This window comes from Streptomyces sp. NPDC007863, from assembly GCF_040633895.1.
Lineage (GTDB): Bacteria > Actinomycetota > Actinomycetes > Streptomycetales > Streptomycetaceae > Streptomyces.
The window spans coordinates 24,825-48,466 of the sequence record NZ_JBEYEI010000007.1 but is presented as its reverse complement, the minus strand read 5'-3'; the positions used below and the strand labels follow the sequence as shown (position 1 = coordinate 48,466).

The window sequence follows — 23,642 nt, the reverse complement described above, 5'->3', positions numbered from 1 at the left end:
CCCTTTAATTACCACTGCTAGTTTTATTGGTGCGGCCTACTATGTGCGCCATGGCCCGACCGCGCAAGCCCCTGCTCAGCCGAGACCGCATCGTCGAGAAGGCGGGCGAGCTCGTGGACGCGGAGGGCCTGGCCGCCCTCTCGACCCGGCGGCTCGCGGCGGAGCTCGGCGTGAGCGGGCCCTCGCTCTACAACCACTTCCGCACCAAGGACGAGATCCTGGACGCGGTCGCGGACGCGGTGAGCGCCAAGATCGACCTGTCGATGTTCGCGCCGGACGACCCGCGCGACTGGCGCACCGCCCTGCACGACTGGGCGCTCTCCTACCGGGCCGCCCTCGCCGACCACCCGCACATCGTGCCGGTCCTGGCCCAGGGCCCCGGCCGCCGCCCGGCGGGCCTCAAGGTCGCCGACGCGGTCTTCGGCGCCATGGTCAGGGCCGGCTGGCCGCCCGCCCAGGCCACCCACATCGGCGCCCTGATGCGGTACTTCGTCACCGGCTCGGCCCTCGGCTCCTTCGCCCGCGGCTTCGTCGACGACGAGACGGCGTACGACCCCGCCGACTACCCCCACCTCGGACAGGCGCACCTGCTCGCGGAGCACCGCGAGAAGGTCGACGAGGGCGCCTTCGCGACGGGCCTGCGGGCCCTGCTCGACGGCCTCGGCGCGCAGTACGAGGCTCTGGGCGCGGGGCACGGCGGGCCGGGCGAGGAGGACGACGGGCAGGGCGGGGACGGACGCGGGGCCGACGCTTCGGGCGCGGCCGAAGCGTGAGCGGGGGATCCTGGATCCATGGGAGCCAGTGAACTCGCCGCCTTCGCGGCGCTCTTCGCGGAGGAGAGCCGGGCCGCCATGGTGCTCGCCCTGCTCGACGGACGCGCCTGGACGGCCGGGGAACTCGCCCGCCACGCGCGCGTGGCGCCGTCCACCGCCACCGAACACCTCGGGAAGCTCGTCGCGGGCGGGGTGCTCACGGAGGAACGCCAGGGCCGGCACCGGTACGTACGGCTCGCCGGCCCCGGGATCGCACAGCTGGTGGAGGAGCTCGCCGGGCTTGCCGGGCCCGGCGCGGATCCGGCGCCCCGCTCGCTGGCGGCGGCCAGCGCGGGACGGGCGATGGCCCGGGGCCGCACCTGCTACGACCACCTCGCCGGGAGGCTCGGGATCGCCGTCACCGACGCCCTGACCGCGCGCGGACTGCTGCGCCAGGACACCGGGTTCGCGCTCACGGACCAGGGCCTGGAGTGGTTCGCGGGCCTCGGCGTCCCCCTCGTACCGACGGGCCGGCGGCCCCTCGCGCGCGCCTGCCTGGACTGGACCGAACGCCGCCCCCACCTCGCGGGACTCGCGGGCGCGGCGCTCTGCGCGCACGCCCTGGACAGCGGCTGGTGCGTACGCATCGGCTCCGGGCGCGCCGTGAAGGTCACCCCGGCCGGAGAACGCGCCCTGCGACGCGAACTCGGGATCGAGGCGGCCGCGGTGCGGTGAGCGGGGGCGACGACGGGGCCGAGGCGTGGCGGAGCGGGGGCGTGGCCGGGTGGCCGGGTGTGCGGGATATTGCGGTGTGGGCCGAAGGGTGGACGTCCTACCGTCGGGGCATGCCGAAAACCGCCTCCTCCGCCCGGCTCGCGCTCGCCGCCGCCGGGGTCACCGTCGTCCTGTGGGCGTCCGCCTTCGTCTCCATCCGCAGCGCCGGGGCCGCCTACTCCCCCGGCGCGCTCGCGCTCGGGCGGCTGCTCGCCGGCGCACTGGTCCTCGGGGCCGTCCTCCTGATCCGGCGCGAGGGACTGCCGGCCCGGGGCGCGTGGCCGGGGATCCTCGTCTCCGGGCTGCTCTGGTTCGGGGCGTACATGGTGGTCCTGAACTGGGGCGAGCGGGAGGTGGACGCCGGTACCGCGGCGATGCTCGTCAATGTCGGCCCGATCCTGATCGCCCTGCTCGGCGCCCGCTTCCTGGGCGAACGGCTGCCGCCCCGGCTGCTCGCCGGCATGGCGGTGTCCTTCGCGGGCGCGGTGGCCGTGGGCCTGTCGATGTCCGGCGAGGACGGCCACGCCTCGGTCCTCGGCGTCGTGCTCTGTCTGCTGGCGGCGGTGGCGTACGCGGGCGGGGTCGTGGCGCAGAAGCCGGCCCTGGCGCACGCGAGCCCGCTCCAGGTGACGACCTTCGGCTGCGCGATCGGCGCCGTGGCCTGCCTCCCCTTCGCCGGGCAACTGGTGACGGAGACGGCGCGGGCGCCGCTGCCGGCGACCGCGAACATGGTCTACCTCGGGGTGTTCCCGACCGCGCTCGCCTTCACGACCTGGGCGTACGCGCTGGCGCGGACGACCGCGGGGCGGATGGGCGCGACGACGTACGCCGTGCCCGCCCTGGTGGTCCTGATGGCGTGGGCGCTGCTCGGCGAGCTGCCGGGGGCGCTGACGCTGGTGGGCGGCGCGCTGTGCCTGGCCGGGGTGGCGGTGTCCCGGTCCCGCCCGCGCGCGTCCGCGGCCTCCCGTGCGCAGGAGGCCGCGGACGCCTCGTGACGTCCGCGGCCTTCCGAGCCGCCGGAACCGTCGGGCGGGGCTCAGAAGACGACGAGGGCGCGGCCGCCCCTGCCCGCGAGCATGGCGTCGAAGGCGCCGGGGATGCCGTCGAGGGTGATCCGTTCGGTGACGAGCGCGCCCAGGTCGAAGCGGCCGTCCCGGATGTGCGCGGCGATGACGGGCAGGTCGGCGGCCGGGTCCGAGTTGCCGTACACGCAGCCGGCGAGGGTGCGGCCCCAGTGGAAGAGCTCCAGGGCGTGGAAGGAGACCTGCTGGTCCTTGCCGCCGATGCCGACGACGGTGGCGCGGCCGCCGCGCCGGGTGGACTCCCAGGCGGTGCGGATGGTGACGGCGCGGCCCACGCACTCCACGGCCACGTCGACGCCGTGGCCGCCGGTCAGCTTCCGGATCTCGCGGGCGGTGGTCTCCGAGGCCACGACGTACTCGGTGGCCCCGGCGGCCCGCGCCAGCTCCTCCTTCTCCGGGGAGACGTCCACGGCGACGATCGTGGAGGCCCCGGCGATCCGGGCGGCCTGGAGGGTGGCGAGGCCGACGCCGCCGACGCCGAAGACGGCGACGGTCTCGCCCTTCCGGACGCGGGACGCGTGGTGCACGGCCCCCCAGCCGGTGAGGACGGCGCAGCCGAGCAGGGCGGCGTCGGCGAGCGGTACGCCGTCCGGGACGGGCAGGACGCAGTTCGCGGCGACGACCGTCTCCTCGGCGAAGGCGGCCACGTTGAGGCCCGGGTGCAGCTCGCGGCCGTCGGCGGTGCGGGCGTGCACGTTCGCCGCGCCGTTCAGGGCGTTGACGCAGAGCCAGACCTCGCCGAGCGAGCAGGGGTGGCAGGTGCCGCAGGACGGCGCCCAGTTGAGGACCACGCCGTCGCCGGGGGCGACGTGGGTGACGCCCTCGCCGACGGAGACGACGGTGCCCGCGCCCTCGTGGCCGAGGACGGCCGGGACCGGGACGCGCATGGTGCCGTTGGAGAGCGACAGGTCGGAGTGGCAGACGCCGGCCGCGGCGAGCCGGATCCGGACCTGGCCGGGGCCGGGTTCGGGCAGCTCGATGCCGGTGATCTCCAGCGGGGCACCGACGGCGGGCAGGACGGCGGCACGGATCACGGGAGGCTCCCTTTCTGCGGGTTCGGGACGGGGCGCGGGCCGGGGCTCAGAACTGCAGGGACCGGGTCTGGAGGTACTCGGCGAGGCCGTGCGCGCCGAGCTCCCGGCCGATGCCGGAGCGCTTCCAGCCGCCGAAGGGGGCGAGCGGGTTGAACCGGCCGCCGTTGATGTCGACCTGGCCGGTCTCCATGCGGCGGGCGAAGGCGACGGCCTCGGTCTCCTCGCCCCAGACGGCGCCGCCGAGGCCGTACTCGGTGCCGTTGGCGATCGCGAGGGCCTCGTCCTCGTCCTCGTACCGCAGGAGGGAGAGGACCGGGCCGAAGATCTCCTCCTGGGCGATGGTCATCCCGGGGGTGACGTCGGCGAAGACCGTCGGCGCGACGTAGTAGCCGGTCTCCAGCGGGGCCTCGGCGCCGCCGGTGACGAGCCGGGCGCCCTCCTCGATGCCCTTCTCGATGTAGCCGCGGACGCGGTCGCGCTGGCGGGCGGAGACCAGGGGGCCGAGGCGCTCGCCGGGCGTGTACTTCGCGGCGGCCTCGGCGGCGAGCGCCACGGCCTCCTCGTACCGGTCGGCGGGGACCAGCATCCGGGTCCAGGCGCTGCACGTCTGGCCGGAGTTGGACATGACGTTGGCGACGCCGACGGCGACGGCCTTGGCGAGGTCGGCGCCGGGCAGGACGACGTTGGCGGACTTGCCGCCGAGTTCGAGGGCGACCCGCTTGACCGCGGCGCCGGCGAGGGCGCCGATGCGGGCGCCGACGGCGGTGGAGCCGGTGAAGGAGACCAGGTCGACGCCGGGGTGCTCGACGAGGGCCTGGCCCGCGACCGTGCCGAGGCCGGTGACCAGGTTGAAGACGCCGGCCGGGATGCCCGCCTCGTGGACGGCCTCGGCGAAGAGCTGTGCGGTGAGCGGGGTGTCCTCGGCGGGCTTGAGGACGGTGGTGCAGCCGGCGGCGAGGGCCGGGGCGACCTTGGCGACGATCTGGTGGAGCGGATAGTTCCAGGGGGTGATGGCGGCGACGACGCCGACCGGCTCCGCGTAGACGGTGGAGTTGCCGACCTTCTCCACGAAGGGGTGGACGGCGGCGAGTTCGGCGTACGTGCCCGCCACCGCGACCGGCAGTCCGGCGTGCACGGCGGCGGCGATCTTCGCCGGGGCGCCGAGTTCGGCGGTGACGGTGGCGGCGATCTCCTCGGCGCGGGCGGCGAGCGCGTCGCGCAGGGCGGCGATCCGGGCGGCCCGCTCGGCGGGCGGGGTGGCGGACCAGCCGGGCAGCGCGGCGCGGGCGGCGCGCACGGCGGCGTCGACGTCCTCGGCCGTGCCGGCCGGGACGTGGGCGATGACCTGCTCGGTGGCGGGGTCGACGACGGGGATCGTCCCGGAGCCGGCCGCGGGCCGCCACTCCCCACCGATGTACATCGCGTCGTGGGCCTTCATCAGCTTCCCCATTCCCTCTGCACTCGACCGCTCGCCTGCGGCGGCGGGGCCGATCGGCTCGGCCCCACCACCCCTAAACTAGCGACGTTAGTTTTAGGGCGCCAGGGGCAGCCGGAGTGGGGCGGATCTCATCGCGCCGCGGACCGCCCCCGACGGCGCCGGGAGGGCACGCGGAACGGCCCCGGGCCCGGCCGGGGCCCGCGGGGGCCGACGGTACCGGACCCGGGGCCGGCGGCGGTCCCGGTCGTTCAGATCGTCTTGTCGACACCGGTGAGGTGGGCGAAGACGACGATGTTCGCGTCGTAGCCGGAACCCCGGTCGTAGGCGCCGCCGCAGGTCAGCAGGCGCAGTTCGGGGCGGCCGGTGGAGCCGTACACCTCCTTGTCGGGGAAGGCGGACTTCGGATAGGTGCGCACCTTGTCCACGGTGAAGACGGCCACCCGTCCGTCGGCGCGGGCGACCCGGACGGTGTTGCCGGGGCCGAGGGAGTCGAGGTCGAGGAAGACGGCGGGTCCGGTGCGGGTGTCCCGGTGGCCCACCACCACGGCGGTGCCCCGCTCGCCGGGCGCGGGGCCGTTGGCGTACCAGCCGACCTTCTGCGGGTCGTCGACCGGCGGCACGCCGAGCCGGCCCTCCCGGTCGAGCCCGATGTCCAGGGCGGGTGCCTCGATGGTGATCGCGGGGACGGCGAGCAGGGTCGGGCGGGAGCGGCCGAGCGGGGCGGGCGGGGCGAGCGGGGCCGGGGGCTTCTTCGGGGCGGCGCGGGCGCCGGCCCGCCCCGCGGAGGCGGCGGTACGTCCCCGGGAGGCGTCCCCATGACCGGCGGCGGGCCGGGACTTCGTGTCGGGCGCCGCCGTGCCGGGCGCCGCCGTGCCGGGTTCGGCGTCGGGTTTGGCGTCGGCCCCGGCGACGGCGTGCCGGTCGGCGGGGTCCCCGTCCCCGCTCCACCACACGCCCCCGGTCACCAGGACCGTGGCCACCGCCACGGTCCTGGTGAGCCGGAGGAACCGTCGCCGCCGGCGCGAGAGGCGGGCCTTACGCCGCGCCATTGTTGCGGCGGCGCGAGCGGCGGATCAGCACCAGGCCGGCGGTGCCCGCGAGACCGGCGGCGACGGCCGCGCCGACTCCGAAGGCCGAGGCGTCCTCCTCCGCCGCGATCTCGGCGCTGCCGCCGCCACCGGCGCCGACCGGCCCGTGCGGCGGCTTGTGGTGGCCGTGGCCGCCGTTGCCGTTGCCGCCGTTCCCGTTCCCGCCGTTGCCGTTCTCGCAGTCGACCTGGAAGACCTTGTGCTTGCCGGCGCCCTGCTCGCCGGCGAAGTTCCAGGTGAGCTTGTACATGCCGTCGGGCAGGCTCAGGTTACTGCTGGCGCGGCCCGCGCCCGTGGGGAGGGTGAGCTCGTCGTTCTCGACGACGCCGCCGCCTGGCTGGTGCTCGATCTTCCACGTGATCTCCTGGCCCTCGTCGAAGTTGAAGGCGGCGAGGTAGAACAGGCAGACCTTCGGTTCGTTCCGCTGATCGGTGACCGGCGTGGTCGACTTGTGGATCTTCACGTCGCCGTTGTCACCGGGCGCGGCGTACGCGGCCTGGCCGCCGCCGAAGACGGCGAGCCCGGCGAGGGCGAGGCCGGAGGCGGCGGCGAGGGGGCGGGCGGTACGAGCGAGCATGCGGGTTCCTCCCTGAGGACCTGAGGATGTCGTCGGGCATTTCAGCCGATAATCCGACTATCCGTCACGTCATGGACACGCACGGTCGCGACATGCGCGGGCCCGGCCCCTTGTCCCCCTTCCGGCCCAGGGCCCGTCAGACGATCCCGAAGAGGACCGCCGCCCCGAGGACGACCAGCGAGGTGAGGGCGGCCCACTTCACGGTGAAGCGGGTGTGGTCGCCGAACTCCACCTTCGCCATGCCGACCAGCACGTACACCGCCGGGACGAGCGGGCTCGACATGTGCAGCGCCTGGCCGACGAGCGAGGCACGGGCGATCTCCAGCGGGGAGACGCCGTGGGCGGCGCCGGCCTCGGCGAGGACGGGCAGGACGCCGAAGTAGAAGCCGTCGTTCGACATGAAGTAGGTGAGCGGCAGGCTCAGCACCCCGGTGACCAGCGCCATGTGCGGGCCCATCGCGTCCGGGATGGCGCCGACCAGCCAGTCGGCCATGTGCTTGACCATGCCGGTGCCCGTGAGGACGCCGGTGAAGACGGCGGCGGCGAAGACCATGCCGGAGACGTTGAGGACGTTGTCCGCGTGGGCGGCGAGCCGCGCCTTCTGGTCGGCGGGGCGCGGGAAGTTCACGGTGAGCGCGAGGGCGGCGCCGATGAGGAAGAGCACCGGGATCGGCAGCACTTCGAGGATCATCGCCGTGAGCAGACCGACGGTGAGCGCCGCGTTGAACCAGTACAGCCGGGGCCGGAGGGTGGCGCGGTTCGGGTCGAGGCCCTGGAAGCCCGCGGGCTCGGCGCCCTCCCCGGCGGGGGCGTCGCCGGGCGCGCCGGCGCCGCCGCCCGCGCGCCGGGCCGCGTGGCCCTCGCCCTCGCCCTCACCCTTGGCCTGGGCCGCGTCGCCACCGGCACCGGCACCGGCACCCACGAGGACGGTCTCCGTGTCGGTCCCGGGGGCGAGCGCCTCGTCGAGGGTGAGGTAGCCGATCCGCTTCCGCTCCCGGCGGCCGAGGACGTACGCGAGGGCGATCACGAAGAGCAGACCGACCGCCAGGGCCGGGATCATCGGCACGAAGATGTCGCCGGCGTCGAGCTTGAGCGCGGTCGCGGCGCGGGCGGTGGGACCGCCCCAGGGCAGGGTGTTCATCACGCCGTTGGCCGTGGCCGCCACGCCGGTGAGGACGACGAGGCTCATGCCGAGCCGCTTGTACAGCGGGTACATCGCCGAGACGGTGATCATGAAGGTGGTCGAGCCGTCGCCGTCGAGGGAGACGATCGCGGCGAGCACCGCCGTGCCGACGACCACGCGGACCGGGTCGGCCTTGCAGAAGCGCAGGATGGCCCGGACGATCGGGTCGAAGAGGCCGACGTCGATCATCACGCCGAAGTAGACGATCGCGAACATGAGCATGGCCGCGGTGGGGGCCAGCTTGCCCACGCCGTCGATGACGTAGTCGCCGAGCTGCGCGCCCTGCCCGACGGCGACGCAGAACAGGGCGGGGATCAGGACGAGCGCCGCGATCGGCGACATCTTCTTCGTCATGATCAGGACCAGGAAGGTCGCGATCATGGCGAAGCCGAGGACGGTCAGCATGGAGGCACCTCACGTTCACCGTTGAACAGCCGCCGAGCGGCGGTCCGGATGACCGTAGGTGCCCCCTTCCGGCCTCAACAAGGGGTCGGCTCGTGAGCAATACGAGCAAAACCCCAGGTCACAGCATGGATGCCGGCGTGAGTGGGGCCACCTCGACGGGGAAGCCGTTGAGGACGGCGGTGCCGGAGAGCGGGTCGAGGAGGCTGCCGTCGAGCAGCTGGTTGACGTTGACTCCCGGCCGGGCGGCGGCCACGGTCATCCGGGTGCCGGGGCGGTCGTGGCCCCAGCCGTGGGGCAGGCTGACGACCCCGGCCCGGACCGCGTCGGTGACCTCGACCTCGGCCGTCAGCTCGCCGCCCGCGCCCGTGATCCTGGCGGGGCCGCCGTCGGCGAGCCGCAGCCGCTCGGCGTCCTCCGGGTGCACCTGGAGGGTGCAGCGGTTGGAACCGCCGTTGAGGGCCGGGGTGTTGTGGAGCCAGCTGTTGTTGGACCGCAGGTGGCGGCGGCCCACCAGCAGGAGCTTGCCCTGCTCCGGTACGGCGGTGAGGGCGGCCCGCAGCCGGGGCAGGTCGGCGGCGATCGGGTCCGGGAGGAGTTCGATCCGGCCGGTGCGGGTCCTCAGGACCTCGCCCAGGCGGGGCTTGAGCGGGCCGAGGTCGATGCCGTGCGGCTGGGCCTTCAGCTCGTCGAGGGTGAGCCCGTACGGGCCGAGGCGCAGCATCAGGTCCAGGCGCCGCTCGGCTCCGCCCGTCCCGGCGAGCCCGGCGGCGAACTCCTTGGGATCGGCGCCGTAGGCGGGCGAGTACGGCTGGGTGACGGCCTTGGCCAGGGTGGCGTCGACGGCGAGGTCGTCGACGGCGGACGGCGGCGCCCCGTGCATGCCGGACGCGGCGAGGATCAGCCGGGCGTGGATCTCGCACTCGTCCATCCGCCCGGCCTCCAGGGGCACCGCGGCCGGGGTGTAGCGGACCTGGTCGCGGACGGCGAACCCGTTGAAGGCGAAGTCGAAGTGGGCGCTCTGGGAGGGCGGCGGCGGGGGCAGCAGCACGTCGGCGTGGCGGGTCGTCTCGTTGAGGTAGGGGTCGACGCAGACCATCAGGTCGAGGCCGTCGAGGGCGGCGTCGAGCCGGAGGCCGTCGGGGGCGGAGAGGACGGGGTTGGCGGCGATGGTGATCAGGGCCCGGATGCGCCCCTCCCCCGGGGTGTCGATCTCCTCGGCGAGCGCGGCGAGCGGGAACTCCCCCTTGACCTCGGGGTGCCCGGAGACGCGGCTGTGGCGGCGGCCGAGGAGGAAGCCGCGGCCGGGCCCGGCGGGGCGGGGCGCCGGGGCGGTGGCGGAGCGGGGGAAGAGGACGCCGCCGGGCCGGTCGAGGTTGCCGGTGAGGACGTTGAGGACGTCGACGAGCCAGTTGGCGAGGGTGCCGTGGGACACGGTGGAGCTGCCCATCCGCCCGTAGACGGCGGCGGTGGGCGCGGCGGCGAGTTCCCGGGCGACGGCGCGGATGGTGTCGGGGTCGAGCTCGCAGACGGGGGCGACGGCCTCGGGGGTGAACTCCCGCACGGCGTCCCGGACCCGGTCGACGCCCTCGGTGCGGTCGGCGAGCGGGCCGGGGTCGGCGAGGTCCTCGGCGAAGAGGGTGTGGACGAGGGCGGCGAGGAGGAGGGCGTCGGTGCCGGGCCGCGGGGCGAGGTGGCGGTCGGCGAGGCGGGCGGTGCGGGTGCGCCGGGGGTCGACGACGGTGAGGGTGCCACCGCGTCGGCGCAGCGCGGCGAGCCGGCCGGGGAAGTCGGGGGCGGTGCACAGACTTCCGTTGGAGTCCAGAGGGTTGGCACCGATGACCAGGAGGTGGTCGGTGCGGTCCAGGTCGGGCACGGGGACGGCGAAGGGGTCGCCGAAGAGGAGGCCGCTGGAGACGTGCTTGGGCATCTGGTCGAGCGTGGAGGCGGTGAAGAGGTTGCCCGTGCCCGTGGCGCGGAGGAGGAGAGGCGGGTAGAGCGCTCCGGCCATCGTGTGGACGTTGGGGTTGCCCAGGACGATGCCCAGGGCGTCGGGGCCGTAATCCTCGATCAGCGGGCGGATTCTCGCCGCGATCGTGTCGAAGGCCTCCTCCCAGCTCGCTTCCCTCAGCCGGCCGTTCTCGCGGACGAGCGGGGTGCGCAGCCGGTCCGGGTCGGCGTCGATCTGGGGGAAGGCGGCGCCCTTCGGGCAGACGAAGCCCTGGCTGAAGACGTCGTCCCGGTCTCCTCGGGCGCCGGTGACCCGGCTGCCGTCGAGGGTCAGGACGAGTCCGCAGGTCGCTTCGCAGAGGGGGCAGATGCGTGGGGCGGTGGACATGGCGTCTCCCGTGGGCGGCGGCGGGGGCGGCGGCTCGCGGCGAGCATACCGACCGGTAGGGACGCGCGGGAGGGGTGTCGCGGCGCGCACCGCCCGCGCTCAGCCGGCGAGGGAGGGCGCGAGGTAGGCGTGGAGGAGCTGTCGGGTCTCGCCGATGAGCGCCGGGTCACCGGCGGGGTCGGCGCGGAAGGCGAGGCGGACCAGGGTGTCGGCGGTCTCGACGCCGACGAGGACCTTGCGCCGCAGCGTCTCGTCGGCGGTGCGGCCGAGGTGGGTGGCGAGGAGGCCGCAGATCCGCTCGGCGACCATGCCGTTGGGGTCTTCGGCGGCCCCTTCGCCGGTCTCCTCGGCGGCGGGCACGCCGAAGTCCACGAGGGCGAAGCCGGGGACGCTCCGCTTCATCGCGATGAACTCGTCGAGGACGCCGTCGATGGCGGAGTGCTCGTCGAGGACGGGCGTCCGCTCGAAGCGGGCGGCGATCCGCTCGGCGTACCGGTCGAGGTTGCGGTGCGCGAGGGCGGCGACCATGGCCCGCTTGTTGCCGAAGAAGCGGTAGACGGAGCCGATCGGGACGCCGGCGCGGACGGCCACGGCCCGGGTGCTCAGCTGCTCGTAGCCGGTCTCGTCGAGGAGTCCGGCGCAGGCGTCGAGGATGCGGGCGAGCCGCTCGGCGCTGCGCTGCTGGACGGGGGTGCGGCGGAGCGCGGGGGGCGCGTCGTGCGGGCGGGTCTGGGGCACGGGGTCCATGATGCCGCTCCGATCCTGTTCAGGCGATGAGCAGCCCGATGCCGCCGAGGGTGTACGCGATCATCAGCGCGAACAGCGGGAGTTGGCCCGCGACGGCCTTGGCGGGCGGGAAGAGGCGGACGGACCGGTCGTGGGCGGCGACGACGCCGAGGACGTGGCCGGTGACGATCGCGGCGACCTGGAGGACCGCGAGGCCCGCGGAGCCCAGCGGCGGAGCGGGCGAGGGGGCGTTGTCAGTGCCCGCTGCCATCATGACGGTACGTGGCCCTTCGACCGCGAGGAGTGAGAAGTAGTGGGCGGTGAGGTAGCCGAGGGCGATGGGGAGCAGCGAGTGGGCGAAGGAGGTGAGGGGCGTGGTGAGGGCGCGGTTCAGGAGGCGGAGGGTGCCGGCGCAGAGTCCGTAGCAGGCGGCGGCGAGGGCGACGGCGCAGAGGAGGCCGAGGGTGGCGGTGGCGGTCGGGCCGAGTGAGGAGGTCTGGAGGGTGGTGATCCAGCGGGGGTTGTCGGAGAGGCCGTCGTAGGCGGTGGTGCCCAGGAGGACGCAGACGGTGGCGACGAGTCCGGGGGTCTCGGGGGTGGAGTCGAGGCCGTCGAAGGGGGAGCGGAGGACGAGCCGGCCGTCGGCGCGGCGGCCGAGCGGGGAGAGGCGGGCGAGGAGGGAGGAGTAGGCCTCGAAGGGGTCGGCGTGGGCGAACCAGTCGGCGCCGTGGCGGGCGGCGCCGAGGAGTTGGACGGTGAGGTGGACGGCGAGGGCGGCGAGGAGGACGGGACGGGAGGTGTTGTCGGGGGCGACGAGTTCGAGCCAGGCGAAGAGGAGGAGTCCGGCGGCGGCGGGGCGGATGCCGACGGCAGCGGGGACGGGCCGGGGGGTGCGCGGCGGCCGGAGGGAGAGGAGGGCGCGCAGCGGGTTGAGGAGGCGCCAGACGGGGCCGAGGAGGAGGGAGGCGGGGACGAGCCCGACCCAGAGGAGGACGTAGAGGGCGCCGGGGGCGGGGTTGCGGTCGGGGTCGTCGGGGCCGAGGAGGAGGTGGGCGAGGAAGAACAGGGCGAGCACGGCGCCGAGGAGGCGGAGGGCGGTGCGGGTGGCGGGGGCGTCGGCGAGGCGCTGGAGGGAGGCGGGCAGGGGGCGGCCGGCGCGGTCGCCGCGGAAGCGGGAGGAGGACCAGAGGAGGGCCAGGCCGAGGAAGGAGACGAGGAGGGCGGTGAAGGCGCCGGCGTACGCGTAGAAGGGAGAGAGGGGCAGGTCGTGCTGGGCGCCGACGCCGTGGGCGAGCGGGAGGGGCGGGGCGGCGGTCCGGACTCCCGTCATCGGACCACCAGTTGGGTGAGCACGAGTCCGGACTCGTGGGTCTCCACCTCGAAGAGGCCGGTGCGGTCGGCGGTCAGGGTGAGGGTGGCGGGCGTGCCGGGCGCGAGGGGGGCCTCGCGGTCGTAGCCGTGGACGTGCACGGTGTCGGCGCGGTCGGAGGTGACGCGCAGCGTGATCCGCTCCCCCTTCCTCAGCTCGACCCTGGAGGGGGCCGGCGCGACGGTCGAGCCGGTGACGCGGATGTCGAGGGTGCGGCCGTCGGGAGAAGGAGAAGGGGAAGGAGAAGGGGTGGCCGAGGGTGTGGAGGGCGCCGGGAAGGCGAGGGTGAGGGTGGTCTGGACGGGGGTGCCGGAGACGGACCAGACCGTGTGGTCGTCCGCGTGCAGACGGACGGTGAGGGTGCGGGCGCCGGGCGGGAGGTGGAGCCAGGGGCCGTAGGCGCGGGCGGTCTCGCGGCCGTCGACGAGGAGGCGGGCGTGGCCGCGGCCGGTGAGGGCGGCGCCGCCGGTGGACTCGGGGGTGAAGCGGAACCTCTCCACGGTGAGGTGGACGTTCCAGCCGCCCTCGGTGTCCGGGTGGGCCTCGGCGCGGACGGCGGGCGCGTCGGCGGCGGGCAGGTCGCGCAGGCGGTGGCCGGAGTCGTCGCGGGCGGCGAGCAGCGTGCCGGCCGCGCCGGTGGCCTGCTCGTGGCCGGTGCCGGGCTTGTGGTGGGTGGTGGGCCGGTCGCCGCAGCCGGCGGCCAGGAGCAGGACGGCGGCGAGCCCGGCCGCCGCGAGCGGAGCCGTACGGCGGCGGGGCGCGGGGCGGGGCGCGGAGGCGGCTGCGGGGCCGGGTGCGGGGCGGGCGTCCGAGGGGGCTGCGGGGCGGGTCATGCGGCGGGCTCCTCGGTGGGCGCCCCGGCCTCGTGTTCCTCGGCCGCGGGCGTGGGCGTGGGGGCGGTGGGGGCGGGGCGGGTGCCGGCGGCGATGACGGCCCAGAGGACCCAGACGGCGCCGAGGAGGAGACGGAGCCAGGCGGGGCTGAGGGGGATGCCGGGGATCATCAGGACGGCCTTGTCGAAGGCGTCCAGGAGGGTGAGGAGGCCGAGGGCGACCGTCGTCCAGGCGAAGACGGGGCGGGTGGGGCGCAGCAGGAGGCCGGTGGCGGTCCACCAGGCGCCGGTGAGGAGGAGGGCGAGGGCGGGGACGTACGTGGAGGTGAGGGTGAGGGTGGCGCCGGCGACGTCGAGGGCGAGTCCGGCGAGGCCGGTGACGAGGGCGGCGGCGGCGAGGCGGCGGCCGCGCAGGCGGCGCCACCACAGGGCGGTGCCGACGAGTGCGAGGAGGAGGGAGGCGGCGAGGGCGAGCTGGACCTCGACGCGTTCCAGGCCGCGGGCGCCGTACCAGTCGCAGCCGGCGGGCAGGCGGCGGGCCTGGACGTTGTAGTCGGCGCAGACGAGGAGCTGGGCGAGTTTGACGGGTTCGCCGACGAGCCGGGCGGTGGCGCCGGAGACCTCGCCGCGGGCTGCGCCGCAGCCGGGCAGGGTGCGGGGGCTGGAGGCGCCGGTGTCGGCCTGCCAGCAGTTCTCCCGGCCCTGGCCGTCCCACCAGACGTCGGTGCGGTTGGGGCGGGGGTTGCCGGCCTTGTCGGTGCCGAGGCGGTTGTTCGCGTAGCGGTTGTGGTGGGAGGTGTCGGTCTGCTTGGACCAGGCGGATTCGCCGCGGATGAAGGCGGGGACGGCGTTGAGGTAGAAGGCGGTGCGGTCGTGGCCGTAGATCCAGTTGTCCTCGTAGAGGTTCCAGTTGCCGCCTGCGGTGATGATGCCGGAGCCGGGCGGCATGGAGATCTGGGGGCAGACGACGCCGTTCTCGTAGCCGCGCTCGGCGGGCGGCCTGGCGCAGGTGCCGTCGGCGACGTACGGGTAGTAGTCCTCGTTGTTGTCGTGGATCAGGTTCCGTTCGAACTTCGCGTGGTTCTGCGGGAGTCCGGGGTGGCCGGGGAAGGCGGAGTCCATGGAGGCGCCGCCCATGTTGTGGTCGAACTCGTTGTCGTGGACCCAGACGGAGTCCCCGGCGGTGCCGGAGTAGCCGACCATGTTGTGGTGGCTGCGGCAGCCGGTGATCTCGATGGAGTAGCGGGGGACGTCGTAGCCGCGGCCGTCGTTGATGTTCGAGGCCGAGCCGGGGTAGATGCCGGAGTCGCCGTTGCCGTAGGACTCGCAGTCCTTGTAGAGGCCGTGGTCGGAGGCGAAGGTGAGGAAGCCGTACTCGTCGTTCCAGCGGGTGAGGACGTCGTCGATGACGAAGCCGTCGGCGGCCAGCACGTACAGGGAGTTGAAAGTGGTGCGCTGGGCGGTGAAGTTGCGGAAGTAGACGCCGTCGGACCGGTCGGCGCGGATCGCGTTGAGCTTGGTGTACTTGGCGTCGATGACGACGTCGAGGCGGGAGGCTCCGGTGCCCTCGATCTGGAGGTCCTTCTTGCCGAGGATCGCGACCAGGTTCTGGTTGTGCGGGCATTGGGCCTGCTGCTCGTAGGACAGGATCTGGTAGCCGAAGGAGGACTTCGGGGCGTCCAGGGCGGCGCAGGCGCCGGTCGGGGCGGGGAGCGAGGGCTCCTCCTCGTACAGGCCGGGCAGGATCGCGATGTTCACGCCGGGCCGGTCGACGGCGTCGACGGCCTGCTGGAGGTGGCGGTAGCCGGAGCGGCCGCAGCGGGCGAAGAGCTCCAGGTTGCGGGCCTTGAGGTCGGCGGGGAAGGCGGCGATCCGGCGTTCGAAGTCGGCCCGGTCCGTCTTGCAGACGAGGAGGTCGGGCTCGCCGGTGCGGAGCTTCGGCACGCTGCCGGTGCCGTCGGGGAAGGTGACGGGCCGCTCCTCGTGCGCCTGGGCGACGGGAGCGGTGAACAGGGCCGCGGCGACCACCGCGAGCACGACCGAGAGCACGGAGACGAGCCTTCTGGTCCACGACATGGCCGCGAGAGTAGAGCATTGTTCATCTTTTTGACCCCACCGTGCGCGGCCCGGATTCCGGAGGATTCCCGGCCGGGGCGCGCACGCCGTCGCCCCCGCCCCGTTGACGGGAGCGGCGCGGAATCCTACGGTCATCCATAGGATTTCTTTCAGGACAGGAGCGGGCGATGACGACCGAGCAGGCCAGGAAGACGGCCGAGGCGCTCACCTACAGCACCGGATTCGGCAACGAGCACGGTTCGGAGGCGCTCCCCGGCGCCCTGCCGGAGGGCCGCAACTCGCCGCAGCGCGCCCCGCTCGGGCTCTACGCCGAGCAGCTCAGCGGCAGCGCGTTCACCGAGCCGCGGGCGCACAACCGCCGCTCGTGGCTGTACCGGATCCGCCCCTCGGCGGCCCACCCGCCGTTCGTCCGGACCGACAACGGCGCGGTGCGCACCGCGCCCTTCGCCGAGACGGTCGCCGACCCCAACCGGCTGCGCTGGAACCCGCTGCCGGATCCGGCGCCCGGCACCGACTGGCTGGCCGGCCTCTGGACCCTCGGCGGCAACGGCGACGCGACCCAGCGGACCGGCATGGCCGTGCACCTCTACCACGCCAACGCCTCCATGGAGCGGGTCTTCGGCGACTCCGACGGCGAGCTGCTGATCGTCCCCGAGCACGGCGGGCTCCTCCTCCGCACCGAGCTGGGCCTGCTCGCCGCCCGCCCCGGCGAGGTCGCGCTCATCCCGCGCGGCGTCCGCTTCCGCGTCGAGCTGCTCGACGAGACCGCGCGCGGCTACGTCTGCGAGAACTACGGCGCCCCCTTCCAGCTCCCCGACCTCGGCCCGATCGGCGCCAACGGCCTGGCCAACGCCCGGGACTTCCGCGCCCCCGTCGCCGCCTACGAGGACGTCGAGGGCCCGGTCGAGGTGGTCAACAAGTTCTGCGGCAACCTCTGGACGGCGACGTACGGCCACTCGCCGCTGGACGTCGTCGCCTGGCACGGCAACCACACCCCGTACGTCTACGACCTGCGGCGCTTCAACGTCATCGGGACGATCTCCTACGACCACCCCGACCCGTCGATCTTCACCGTCCTCACCTCGCCGTCCGACACCCCCGGCCTGGCCGGCGTCGACTTCGTGGTCTTCGCCCCGCGCTGGCTGGTCGGCGAGGACACCTTCCGGCCGCCGTACTTCCACCGGAACGTGATGAGCGAGTACATGGGCCTCATCGAGGGCGCGTACGACGCCAAGGCCGAGGGCTTCGTGCCCGGCGGCGGCTCGCTGCACAACATGATGTCCGCGCACGGCCCCGACCGGGAGACCTTCGACAGGGCGAGCGCCGCCGAGCTGAAGCCGCAGAAGATCGACGACGGCCTGGCCTTCATGTTCGAGACCCGCTGGCCGGTGACGGCGACCGCGCAGGCCGCCGGCGCCGACCACCTGCAGCGCGGCTACGACGACGTGTGGCAGGGTCTGGAGCGTCATTTCCGGCCGTAGGGTCCGCTTTCCGGCCGCGTAGAGTCCGCCCAGCCGTCCCACCGCGCCGTCGTACGGAGAACGCCGTGACCGCCTTCGCTCCCGACTCGCTGGTCCTGAACCGCAAGCTGCCGCTGTGGTACCAGGTCTCGCAGTCCCTGCGCGCCTCCATACTGGGCCGCACGCCCGACGCCTCGCTGCGGCTGCCCACCGAGGAGCAGCTCGCCGCGCACTACGGCGTCAGCGTGCTGACCATGCGCCAGGCACTGAAGGAGCTGGAGGAGGAGGGGCTGATCAGCCGGCACCGGCGGCGCGGCACCTTCATCGAGCCGGGCGCCCGGCGCTCCACCCCGCGCCGGCTGCTCGGCTCGATCGACGCGATCGTGGCCCAGCAGTCCGGCGAGCGGACCACGGTCCTCGGCCACGGCCCGGTGCCGGTGCCCGGCGAGCTCGCCGAGTACTTCCCGGACGTGGCCGAGGTCGTCACGTACCGCAGGCTGCGCTCCGACGGCGAGAGCGACGAGCCGACGAACTGGGCGGAGAACGCGGTACGGCCCGAGTTCGCCGCCGCGATCGACCCGGCGGACCTGGAGCGGTGGCCGATGACGAAGGTGCTGCGGGACGTCGTCGGGGTGCGGATCAGCCGCATCACCGACACGGTCGAGGCCCGCCTCGCCGACCCGGAGACGGCGGAGCTCCTCCAGGTCCCGCTGCTCTCCCCGATCCTCCACTACACCGGCGTCACCTACGCCGAGGACGGCCGGGTCGTCGACGTCGCCCGCATCCGCTACCGCGGCGACCGCTTCTCCTTCACCGTGACGGTCGAGGCGCAGTGAGGCCGTGACGGTGCGAGGCGCACTGACGCCTCCGTTCCGCGCTCGTTAGCATGCGGGGCGTGACAGAGGCTCTCCCACAGCAGGTCCTTCCGCCGGACGACGACGCGCCCCTGCTCGACGAGCTGATGCCGTGGTCGGTGGCGCCGCTGCGGTTCGGGCGGGCGTGGGTGGTGGCGCCCGACACGCGGACGCTGCGCGGCCGGTGGGACCGGCTGGTGGCGGCGGAGGGCGAGGAGCGGGAGGCGCTGTTCCGGCCGAGCCGGGCGCGGACGACGGGGACGGCGGTGGCGGCGCTGCCGGGGCAGCGGACCGGGACCGGCCGGTTCGCGCGCGAGTCCGGGCCCTGTCCGGAGCCGGTGCGGGTGCTGTCGGGGCCCTTCGACGAGCAGTGGCTGCTCCCCGACCACCGGCTGCTCGACACCGCCCGGCCCGAGCTGTGGCGGGTGGCGGGCGAGCCGCAGCTCTTCGCCGTGGAGCAGGGGTACGTGCCGGGGGCGGCCGGGCCGGCACTCCTGGTCAGCGGCGCGCTGCCCGAGGGGCGTTCGCCGGCGGGCCGCCCGGGCCGGATCCGGCCGCTGTTCCGGCGGCCGGGCGGCGCGGAGCCGAACCTGGCGCCCGGACTGCCGGGCTTCCTGCGGGAGCGGTACGGGGCGGTGGAGCCGGTCGACTGGCTCGCCTGGGCCGTCGCGGCCGCCGTCCCCTCCCCCGCCGGATGCCGGGTGCCGCTGCCGGCGGACGCCGGGGCGTGGGCGGCGGGCGTGGCGCTCGGCCGGGAGCTGCTGGACGTCCAGGTGCGGGGCGCGCTGAGCGGGGCGCGGCCCCGGCTGCCGGGCGGGCGCCGGCCGTATGTGCGGGCGGCTCTTCCGCCGCGCCCGGAATCGCTCGCGTACGACTCCGGGGGCGAGGTCCTGAGCGTCGGCGAGGGCCGGATCGCGCCGGTCCCCGAGGCGGCGTGGGAGTACCGGGTGGGCGGGGTGCGGGTCCTGGAGCAGTGGTTCGCCCGCCGGACCGCGCCGGCCGAGGCGGGGTCGCTGGAGGCGATCGGCCCGGCGGCCTGGCCGCAGGAGTGGACCTCCGAGCTCCTCGACCTGATCACCGTGCTCGCGCTGCTCGGGGCGCGGGAGGCGGAGCGGGCGCCGTTCGCGGCGCGCGGCGGCGGGCCGGGGCGGGCGGCGCTGCGGGCGGCCGGGGTGCTGCCGGTGCCGGACCGGGCGCGCCGGCCGGCGTCGGTGCTCGACCATCAGGAGGAGGGCCCGGGGGGCCAGTTCATGCTGGTGTGACGGTCCCCCCGGCAGGGTCCGCCGTGTCGAAGGAGTCGAGGAGCCGGGCGATGGTCAGGGCGAAGATCTCGTCCGGGTCGGCGGGGGCCGCGGACTCGGCGAGCAGCGCGGCGAGGTGCGGGTACCGTCCGCTCGCCGCCTGGCCCATGAGGTAGGCGCCGCGCACCGCCTGTTCCTCCTCCTCGGTCCACGGCAGGCCGCGGGCGCGTTCGGCGATGGCCTGTTCGTTGCGGACGGTGGCCATGACCGTGCCGTTGACCATCGCGATGAGCTGCATCTTGAGTCCGGCGGGCACGTCGAGCGGGACCAGGCAGCCGAGGCACCACTCCAGGTAGCGCAGGGCGTTGGGGCTGAAGCCGTAGGCGGTGGTCATGACCCGGGAGAGCCACGGGTGCCGGTACATGATCGCGCGGGTCTGGTGGGCGAGGTCGGTCATGTCGGCCCGCCAGTCGCCGCTGGGCCGGTCAGGGAAGGCGTACTCGGCGCTCGCCGCGTCGACCATCAGCTCGTACAGGTCCTCCTTGCGGGGGACGTAGTTGTAGAGCGACATGGTGCCGCAGCCGAGTTCGGCGGCGATCCGCCGCATGGAGACCGCGTCGATGCCGTCGGCGTCCGCGATGCGGACGGCGGCGTCGACGACGTCCTGCCGGCTGAAGGCCGGTTTGGGGCCTCGGCCGGCGCGCTCGGGGCGCGCCCAGATCACTTCGGGTTCGGCCGCTCGGCCCGCCATCTCATCACCTCGCCTCCATCGTAGTTACGTACACCGTACGTAGTGAGGTACGGTGCCCTCATGACAACTACGTACGCTGTACTTAGTGAGGGTCTGGAGAAGCGGTACGGCGAGGTCCACGCGCTGCGCGGGCTCGACCTCGCCGTCGCCGAGGGCACGGTCTGCGGCCTCCTCGGCCCCAACGGCGCCGGCAAGACCACCGCCGTCCGGATCCTCACCACGCTCCTCGCGCCCGACGCCGGCAGCGCCCGGATCGCCGGCCACGACCTCGTCCGCGACCCCGCCGCCGTACGCCGCCGGATCGCCGTCACCGGCCAGTACGCCTCCGTCGACGGCGACCTCACGGGCGCCGAGAACCTGCGCCTCTTCGCCCGGCTGCTGCGGCTCCCGCGCGCCCGGGCCGACGAGCTCCTGGAGGAGTTCGGCCTCACCGGCGCCGCGGACCGGCTCGCCCGCACCTACTCCGGCGGCATGCGGCGGCGCCTCGACCTCGCCGCGAGCCTCCTCGCCCGCCCGTCGGTCCTCTTCCTCGACGAGCCGACCACCGGCCTCGACCCGCGCAGCCGGGAGGCCGTCTGGGACGCCGTCCGGGGGCTCTCCGGCCAGGGCACGACCGTGGTGCTCACCACCCAGTACCTGGAGGAGGCGGACCGGCTCGCCGACGACATCGTCCTCGTCGAGGACGGCCGGGCCGCCCACCGCGGCACCCCCGCCGAACTCAAGGCGCTCGTCGGCCACCGCGCCGAGGTGGTCCTCGCCGGGGCCGGGCCGCTGGAGCCCGCCGCCGCGGTCCTCGACCGGCTGACCGGCTCGTCCCCGGTCCTGGACGCCGAACGCCGCACCGTCGGCGCGGTGACCACCGACCCCACCCTCACCCTGCCCCGGCTGGTCCGCGAGATCGACGCCGCCGGGATCCACATCGTCGACGCCTCGCTGCGTCCGCCCACCCTCGACGAGGTGTTCCTGCGCCTCACCGGACGGAAGGAGACCGCCGCGTGAACGCCCTGGCCCTCGAAGGGGCCGCCCTGGCCGGCCGCAACCTGCGGCGCGTCCGGCACGCCCCCGCCCTCACCCTCATGACGATGACGATGCCGATCGTCTTCCTCCTCTTCTTCGGCTACGTCCTCGGCGGGGCGCTCGCCATGCCCGGTGCCGAGTACCGCTCCTTCCTCGTGCCGGGCCTGCTCGTCGCGACCGCCGCCGGCGGTCTGATGACCGGCATGTTCCAGGCCGCCCAGGACACCCACCGGGGCGTCACCGACCGCCTCCGCACCCTCCCGGTGGGCCGGGCCGCCGTGCCGCTCGGGCAGGCCGCCGCCGACCTCCTGGTCAGCGCCGTCGGGATGGTGCCGCTCGTCCTGGTGGGGCTCGCGATGGGCTGGCGGATCGAGGGCTCCGCCCTCGACGCCCTCGGCGCCTTCGGTCTGCTGCTGCTCTTCCGCTCCGCCGCCACCTGGGCGGGCATCCTCCTCGGCCTCGCCTCCGAGAGCGAGGAGGCGGCCGGACAGCTCGGCGGCGCCACCTTCATGCTGCCGCTGCTCTCGAACGCGTACATCCCCACCGACGGCATGCCGGGATGGCTGCGGACGGTCGCCGAGTGGAACCCGATCTCCGCCGTCACCACCGCCGTGCGCGCGCTCTGCGGCAACGCCCCCGTGCCGGACGGCGCCGCCTGGCCGGTGGCCCACCCGGTGGCGGGCTCGCTGCTCTGGTCGCTCGGCCTGATCGCGGTCCTCGCCCCGCTCGCGGTCCGCCGGTACGGGCGCCGCTGAGTCCGGCCCCGGCCGGGCGCGGCCGAAGCGCCCCCGAGCGGGCGGCGTGACCCAGATCCCGGTGACAGCGGCCGCCCGGGCGCGGTAGGCAGGCGGGCATGAGCACTCAGCCACTCCCCCTGGACGGGATCACCGTCGTCTCCGTCGAACAGGCCGTCGCCGCGCCCTTCGCCACCCGGCAGCTGGCCGACCTCGGCGCCCGGGTCGTCAAGGTCGAGCGCCCCGACGGCGGCGACTTCGCCCGCGGCTACGACACCGCGGCCCGGGGACTGGCCTCGCACTTCGTCTGGTGCAACCGCGGCAAGGAGTCGGTCGCCGTCGACCTGAAGGAGCCGCGCGGCCGGGAGCTGGTGGGGCGGCTGGTGGCGGACGCGGACGTCTTTGTGCAGAACCTCGCGCACGGGGCGGCGGCCCGGCTCGGCCTCGACGCGGCCACGCTCTGCGCCGCGCACCCCCGGCTGATCGCCGTGGACGTCTCCGGGTACGGCCCCGACGGCCCGTACGCGCACCGGAGGGCGTACGACATGCTCGTGCAGTGCGAGACCGGGCTCGTCTCGGTCACCGGCACCCCGGAGCAGCCCGTCAAGTCCGGCATCCCGGCCGCCGACATCGCGGCCGGGATGTACGCGTACACGGGTGTCCTCGCCGCCCTCGTGCGGCGCGGGACGACGGGCCGGGGCGGGCCCGTGGAGGTCTCGCTGTTCGACGCGCTCGCGGAGTGGATGGGCCACCCCCTGCACCACGGGGCGCACGGAGGCGAGGCCCCGGCGCGCACGGGGCTCGCGCATGCGGTGATCGCCCCCTACGACGCCTATCCGACGGCGGACGGCTCCCAGGTGCTGCTCTCGGTGCAGAACGACCGGGAGTGGCGGCGGCTCGCCGAGCGGGTCCTCGGCCGGCCGGAGCTCGCCGACGACCCGGCGTTCGCGACGAACGCGGCACGGGTCGCGGGCCGGGCGGCGACCGACGCGGCCGTCGCGGCGGCGCTCGGCGCGCTGCCGGCCCAGGAGGCGGTACGGCGCCTGGACGCGGCCGGCATCGCCTGCGCGCGGCTCAACTCGGTGGCGGAGCTGGTACGGCACCCCCAGCTGGCCGCGCGGGACCGCTGGCGCCCGGTGGACTCCCCCGTCGGCCCGCTGCCGTCCCTGCTGCCGCCGGTCGTCTTCCCCGACGCCCCCGAGGCGCCCATGGGCCCGGTCCCGGCCCTCGGCGAGCACACGGACACGGTCCTGGCCGCGCTGGGCGTGCCGGCCGCGGAGCTGGCGGAGCTGCGGGCGTCCGGCGTGATCGCCTGACGGCCCCCGCGGCCGGGTCCCCGGGGGCACGACGGAGCGCCGGACGGGCGGGGACGCGTCCGGCGCTCTCGGCGTGCGGGTGTGTACAGGTGGCGGGCAGGCCTGGGGCAGGCCTAGTGGCGGGCGCCGAAGAGGGTGCGGCGGAGGCGGCGGAGCGGGGCGAAGAGCGAGACGCGCGCGCGGCCGCCGTGCGGGCTCTGGGCCGGCGTCTCGTGCCGACGCGCCGTCAGTTCGCGCATGAGCAGCGTCGCCTCGGCCACCTCGCGCTGGGGCACGGCGGGACCGCCGAGCACCGCGAGATGGCGGTCGAGGCGCGAACTGGTCGCACTGCTCCCGCAGGTGATGGCAGGCACGCGCGGCCTGCTGCGCATCGTTATCTGTTCCATGTCACTCCCCACCCGTACGAGGGCACCCGGCCCGGGCAGGTTAACCCTATCGCCCCACAGTGACACGCGTGTATCCCGCCGACGGGATTCACCACACTCGTACGGGGGTTGACGCTCACTCTCCGAATCCATCTGATTCCAGGGCGAGTTGGACAGCGTTCGAACACCTGCCGAACCGTCATGAACCATCCTGCCCTCCTCCCCTCCACCCC

General features: G+C 75.0%; 21 protein-coding genes. 9 read left to right on the top strand and 12 right to left on the bottom strand.

Annotation, left to right across the window (positions count from 1 at the left end; genetic code table 11):
- Positions 1 to 50 precede the first annotated feature (50 nt).
- From ABZ621_RS12890 to ABZ621_RS12880, 3 genes are all read left to right on the top strand, one after another.
- Positions 51 to 773: a TetR/AcrR family transcriptional regulator gene (locus ABZ621_RS12890; RefSeq protein ID WP_360603658.1), complete on the top strand. Its 723-nt coding sequence runs from the start codon at positions 51 to 53 to the stop codon at positions 771 to 773.
- A gap of 18 nt (positions 774 to 791) precedes the next feature.
- The gene (locus ABZ621_RS12885; RefSeq protein WP_360603656.1) at positions 792 to 1,487 is read left to right on the top strand and encodes a helix-turn-helix domain-containing protein; all 696 of its coding nucleotides are present in this window, start codon (positions 792 to 794) and stop codon (positions 1,485 to 1,487) included.
- 110 nt (positions 1,488 to 1,597) lie between these two features.
- Positions 1,598 to 2,521 carry a DMT family transporter gene (locus tag ABZ621_RS12880; protein WP_360603654.1) on the top strand — a complete coding sequence of 308 codons (924 nt, stop codon included), beginning with the start codon at positions 1,598 to 1,600 and terminating at the stop codon, positions 2,519 to 2,521.
- A 41-nt stretch (positions 2,522 to 2,562) separates the two neighbouring features.
- On the opposite strand, the gene ABZ621_RS12875 is transcribed toward ABZ621_RS12880, so the two are convergent.
- The 10 genes from ABZ621_RS12875 to ABZ621_RS12830 form a co-directional block, all read right to left on the bottom strand.
- Positions 2,563 to 3,642: a Zn-dependent alcohol dehydrogenase gene (locus tag ABZ621_RS12875; protein WP_360603652.1), complete on the bottom strand. Its 1,080-nt coding sequence runs from the start codon at positions 3,640 to 3,642 to the stop codon at positions 2,563 to 2,565.
- A gap of 46 nt (positions 3,643 to 3,688) precedes the next feature.
- Positions 3,689 to 5,080: an aldehyde dehydrogenase family protein gene (locus ABZ621_RS12870; RefSeq protein ID WP_360603650.1), complete on the bottom strand. Its 1,392-nt coding sequence runs from the start codon at positions 5,078 to 5,080 to the stop codon at positions 3,689 to 3,691.
- A gap of 248 nt (positions 5,081 to 5,328) precedes the next feature.
- Positions 5,329 to 6,060, bottom strand: coding sequence for a class F sortase (locus ABZ621_RS12865; protein WP_360603648.1), 732 nt, complete (start codon positions 6,058 to 6,060; stop codon positions 5,329 to 5,331).
- Between the two features lie 55 nt (positions 6,061 to 6,115).
- Complete coding sequence (locus ABZ621_RS12860) at positions 6,116 to 6,745, bottom strand: hypothetical protein (RefSeq protein ID WP_360603646.1); 630 nt, start codon at positions 6,743 to 6,745, stop codon at positions 6,116 to 6,118.
- Positions 6,746 to 6,881: 136 nt separating this feature from the next.
- A complete protein-coding gene (locus tag ABZ621_RS12855) occupies positions 6,882 to 8,333 on the bottom strand; it encodes a CitMHS family transporter (RefSeq protein ID WP_360603644.1) in 1,452 nt (483 codons plus the stop codon).
- A gap of 118 nt (positions 8,334 to 8,451) precedes the next feature.
- Positions 8,452 to 10,668 carry a molybdopterin oxidoreductase family protein gene (locus ABZ621_RS12850; protein ID WP_360603642.1) on the bottom strand — a complete coding sequence of 739 codons (2,217 nt, stop codon included), beginning with the start codon at positions 10,666 to 10,668 and terminating at the stop codon, positions 8,452 to 8,454.
- A gap of 99 nt (positions 10,669 to 10,767) precedes the next feature.
- The gene (locus ABZ621_RS12845) at positions 10,768 to 11,415 is read right to left on the bottom strand and encodes a TetR/AcrR family transcriptional regulator (protein ID WP_360603640.1); all 648 of its coding nucleotides are present in this window, start codon (positions 11,413 to 11,415) and stop codon (positions 10,768 to 10,770) included.
- Between the two features lie 19 nt (positions 11,416 to 11,434).
- Entirely contained in the window at positions 11,435 to 12,724 is a 1,290-nt protein-coding gene (locus tag ABZ621_RS12840) for a hypothetical protein (protein ID WP_360603638.1), read from the bottom strand.
- Positions 12,721 to 13,596: a hypothetical protein gene (locus tag ABZ621_RS12835; RefSeq protein WP_360603636.1), complete on the bottom strand. Its 876-nt coding sequence runs from the start codon at positions 13,594 to 13,596 to the stop codon at positions 12,721 to 12,723. The genes ABZ621_RS12840 and ABZ621_RS12835 overlap by 4 nt, the downstream gene beginning before the upstream one ends.
- A complete protein-coding gene (locus ABZ621_RS12830) occupies positions 13,593 to 15,671 on the bottom strand; it encodes a right-handed parallel beta-helix repeat-containing protein (RefSeq protein WP_360603634.1) in 2,079 nt (692 codons plus the stop codon). The genes ABZ621_RS12835 and ABZ621_RS12830 overlap by 4 nt, the downstream gene beginning before the upstream one ends.
- A 167-nt stretch (positions 15,672 to 15,838) precedes the next feature.
- Here ABZ621_RS12830 and hmgA point away from each other — a divergent pair, with 167 nt between their 5' ends.
- The 3 genes from hmgA to ABZ621_RS12815 all read left to right on the top strand — a co-directional run bounded on the left by hmgA (position 15,839) and on the right by ABZ621_RS12815 (position 19,247).
- On the top strand, positions 15,839 to 17,152 hold the full coding sequence (hmgA, locus tag ABZ621_RS12825) for a homogentisate 1,2-dioxygenase (RefSeq protein WP_360603632.1): 1,314 nt from the start codon (positions 15,839 to 15,841) through the stop codon (positions 17,150 to 17,152).
- Between the two features lie 65 nt (positions 17,153 to 17,217).
- Positions 17,218 to 17,967, top strand: a complete 750-nt coding sequence (locus tag ABZ621_RS12820) for a GntR family transcriptional regulator (protein WP_360603630.1) — start codon at positions 17,218 to 17,220, stop codon at positions 17,965 to 17,967.
- Between the two features lie 50 nt (positions 17,968 to 18,017).
- On the top strand, positions 18,018 to 19,247 hold the full coding sequence (locus tag ABZ621_RS12815) for a type ISP restriction/modification enzyme (RefSeq protein WP_360603626.1): 1,230 nt from the start codon (positions 18,018 to 18,020) through the stop codon (positions 19,245 to 19,247).
- Here ABZ621_RS12815 and ABZ621_RS12810 read toward each other — a convergent pair.
- Entirely contained in the window at positions 19,234 to 19,977 is a 744-nt protein-coding gene (locus ABZ621_RS12810; protein ID WP_360603624.1) for a TetR/AcrR family transcriptional regulator, read from the bottom strand. The genes ABZ621_RS12815 and ABZ621_RS12810 overlap by 14 nt on opposite strands.
- Positions 19,978 to 20,037: 60 nt before the next feature.
- Between ABZ621_RS12810 and ABZ621_RS12805 the strand changes: the two genes are divergently transcribed.
- The 3 genes from ABZ621_RS12805 to ABZ621_RS12795 all read left to right on the top strand — a co-directional run bounded on the left by ABZ621_RS12805 (position 20,038) and on the right by ABZ621_RS12795 (position 23,044).
- A complete protein-coding gene (locus tag ABZ621_RS12805; RefSeq protein ID WP_360603622.1) occupies positions 20,038 to 20,976 on the top strand; it encodes an ATP-binding cassette domain-containing protein in 939 nt (312 codons plus the stop codon).
- Positions 20,973 to 21,749 carry an ABC transporter permease gene (locus tag ABZ621_RS12800; RefSeq protein WP_360603620.1) on the top strand — a complete coding sequence of 259 codons (777 nt, stop codon included), beginning with the start codon at positions 20,973 to 20,975 and terminating at the stop codon, positions 21,747 to 21,749. Before ABZ621_RS12805 ends, ABZ621_RS12800 begins: the two co-directional genes overlap by 4 nt.
- A gap of 98 nt (positions 21,750 to 21,847) precedes the next feature.
- Complete coding sequence (locus tag ABZ621_RS12795) at positions 21,848 to 23,044, top strand: CaiB/BaiF CoA-transferase family protein (RefSeq protein WP_360603618.1); 1,197 nt, start codon at positions 21,848 to 21,850, stop codon at positions 23,042 to 23,044.
- A 113-nt stretch (positions 23,045 to 23,157) separates the two neighbouring features.
- Here ABZ621_RS12795 and ABZ621_RS12790 read toward each other — a convergent pair whose 3' ends face one another.
- A complete protein-coding gene (locus ABZ621_RS12790) occupies positions 23,158 to 23,430 on the bottom strand; it encodes a hypothetical protein (protein ID WP_360603616.1) in 273 nt (90 codons plus the stop codon).
- Positions 23,431 to 23,642: the final 212 nt, after the last annotated feature.

Excerpts from the sequence above, each read along its gene's own strand:
- ABZ621_RS12790 (WP_360603616.1), bottom strand. The coding sequence starts at position 23,430 with ATGGAACAGATAACGATGCGCAGCAGGCCGCGCGTGCCTGCCATCACC.
- ABZ621_RS12805 (WP_360603622.1), top strand. The coding sequence starts at position 20,038 with ATGACAACTACGTACGCTGTACTTAGTGAGGGTCTGGAGAAGCGGTAC.
- ABZ621_RS12890 (WP_360603658.1), top strand. The coding sequence starts at position 51 with ATGGCCCGACCGCGCAAGCCCCTGCTCAGCCGAGACCGCATCGTCGAG.
- ABZ621_RS12885 (WP_360603656.1), top strand. The coding sequence starts at position 792 with ATGGGAGCCAGTGAACTCGCCGCCTTCGCGGCGCTCTTCGCGGAGGAG.
- ABZ621_RS12855 (WP_360603644.1), bottom strand. The coding sequence starts at position 8,333 with ATGCTGACCGTCCTCGGCTTCGCCATGATCGCGACCTTCCTGGTCCTG.
- ABZ621_RS12870 (WP_360603650.1), bottom strand. The coding sequence starts at position 5,080 with ATGAAGGCCCACGACGCGATGTACATCGGTGGGGAGTGGCGGCCCGCG.
- ABZ621_RS12810 (WP_360603624.1), bottom strand. The coding sequence starts at position 19,977 with ATGGCGGGCCGAGCGGCCGAACCCGAAGTGATCTGGGCGCGCCCCGAG.
- ABZ621_RS12835 (WP_360603636.1), bottom strand. The coding sequence starts at position 13,596 with ATGACCCGCCCCGCAGCCCCCTCGGACGCCCGCCCCGCACCCGGCCCC.
- ABZ621_RS12795 (WP_360603618.1), top strand. The coding sequence starts at position 21,848 with ATGAGCACTCAGCCACTCCCCCTGGACGGGATCACCGTCGTCTCCGTC.
- ABZ621_RS12850 (WP_360603642.1), bottom strand. The coding sequence starts at position 10,668 with ATGTCCACCGCCCCACGCATCTGCCCCCTCTGCGAAGCGACCTGCGGA.
- hmgA (WP_360603632.1), top strand. The coding sequence starts at position 15,839 with ATGACGACCGAGCAGGCCAGGAAGACGGCCGAGGCGCTCACCTACAGC.
- ABZ621_RS12880 (WP_360603654.1), top strand. The coding sequence starts at position 1,598 with ATGCCGAAAACCGCCTCCTCCGCCCGGCTCGCGCTCGCCGCCGCCGGG.
- ABZ621_RS12845 (WP_360603640.1), bottom strand. The coding sequence starts at position 11,415 with ATGGACCCCGTGCCCCAGACCCGCCCGCACGACGCGCCCCCCGCGCTC.
- ABZ621_RS12840 (WP_360603638.1), bottom strand. The coding sequence starts at position 12,724 with ATGACGGGAGTCCGGACCGCCGCCCCGCCCCTCCCGCTCGCCCACGGC.
- ABZ621_RS12860 (WP_360603646.1), bottom strand. The coding sequence starts at position 6,745 with ATGCTCGCTCGTACCGCCCGCCCCCTCGCCGCCGCCTCCGGCCTCGCC.
- ABZ621_RS12815 (WP_360603626.1), top strand. The coding sequence starts at position 18,018 with ATGCGGGGCGTGACAGAGGCTCTCCCACAGCAGGTCCTTCCGCCGGAC.
- ABZ621_RS12830 (WP_360603634.1), bottom strand. The coding sequence starts at position 15,671 with ATGTCGTGGACCAGAAGGCTCGTCTCCGTGCTCTCGGTCGTGCTCGCG.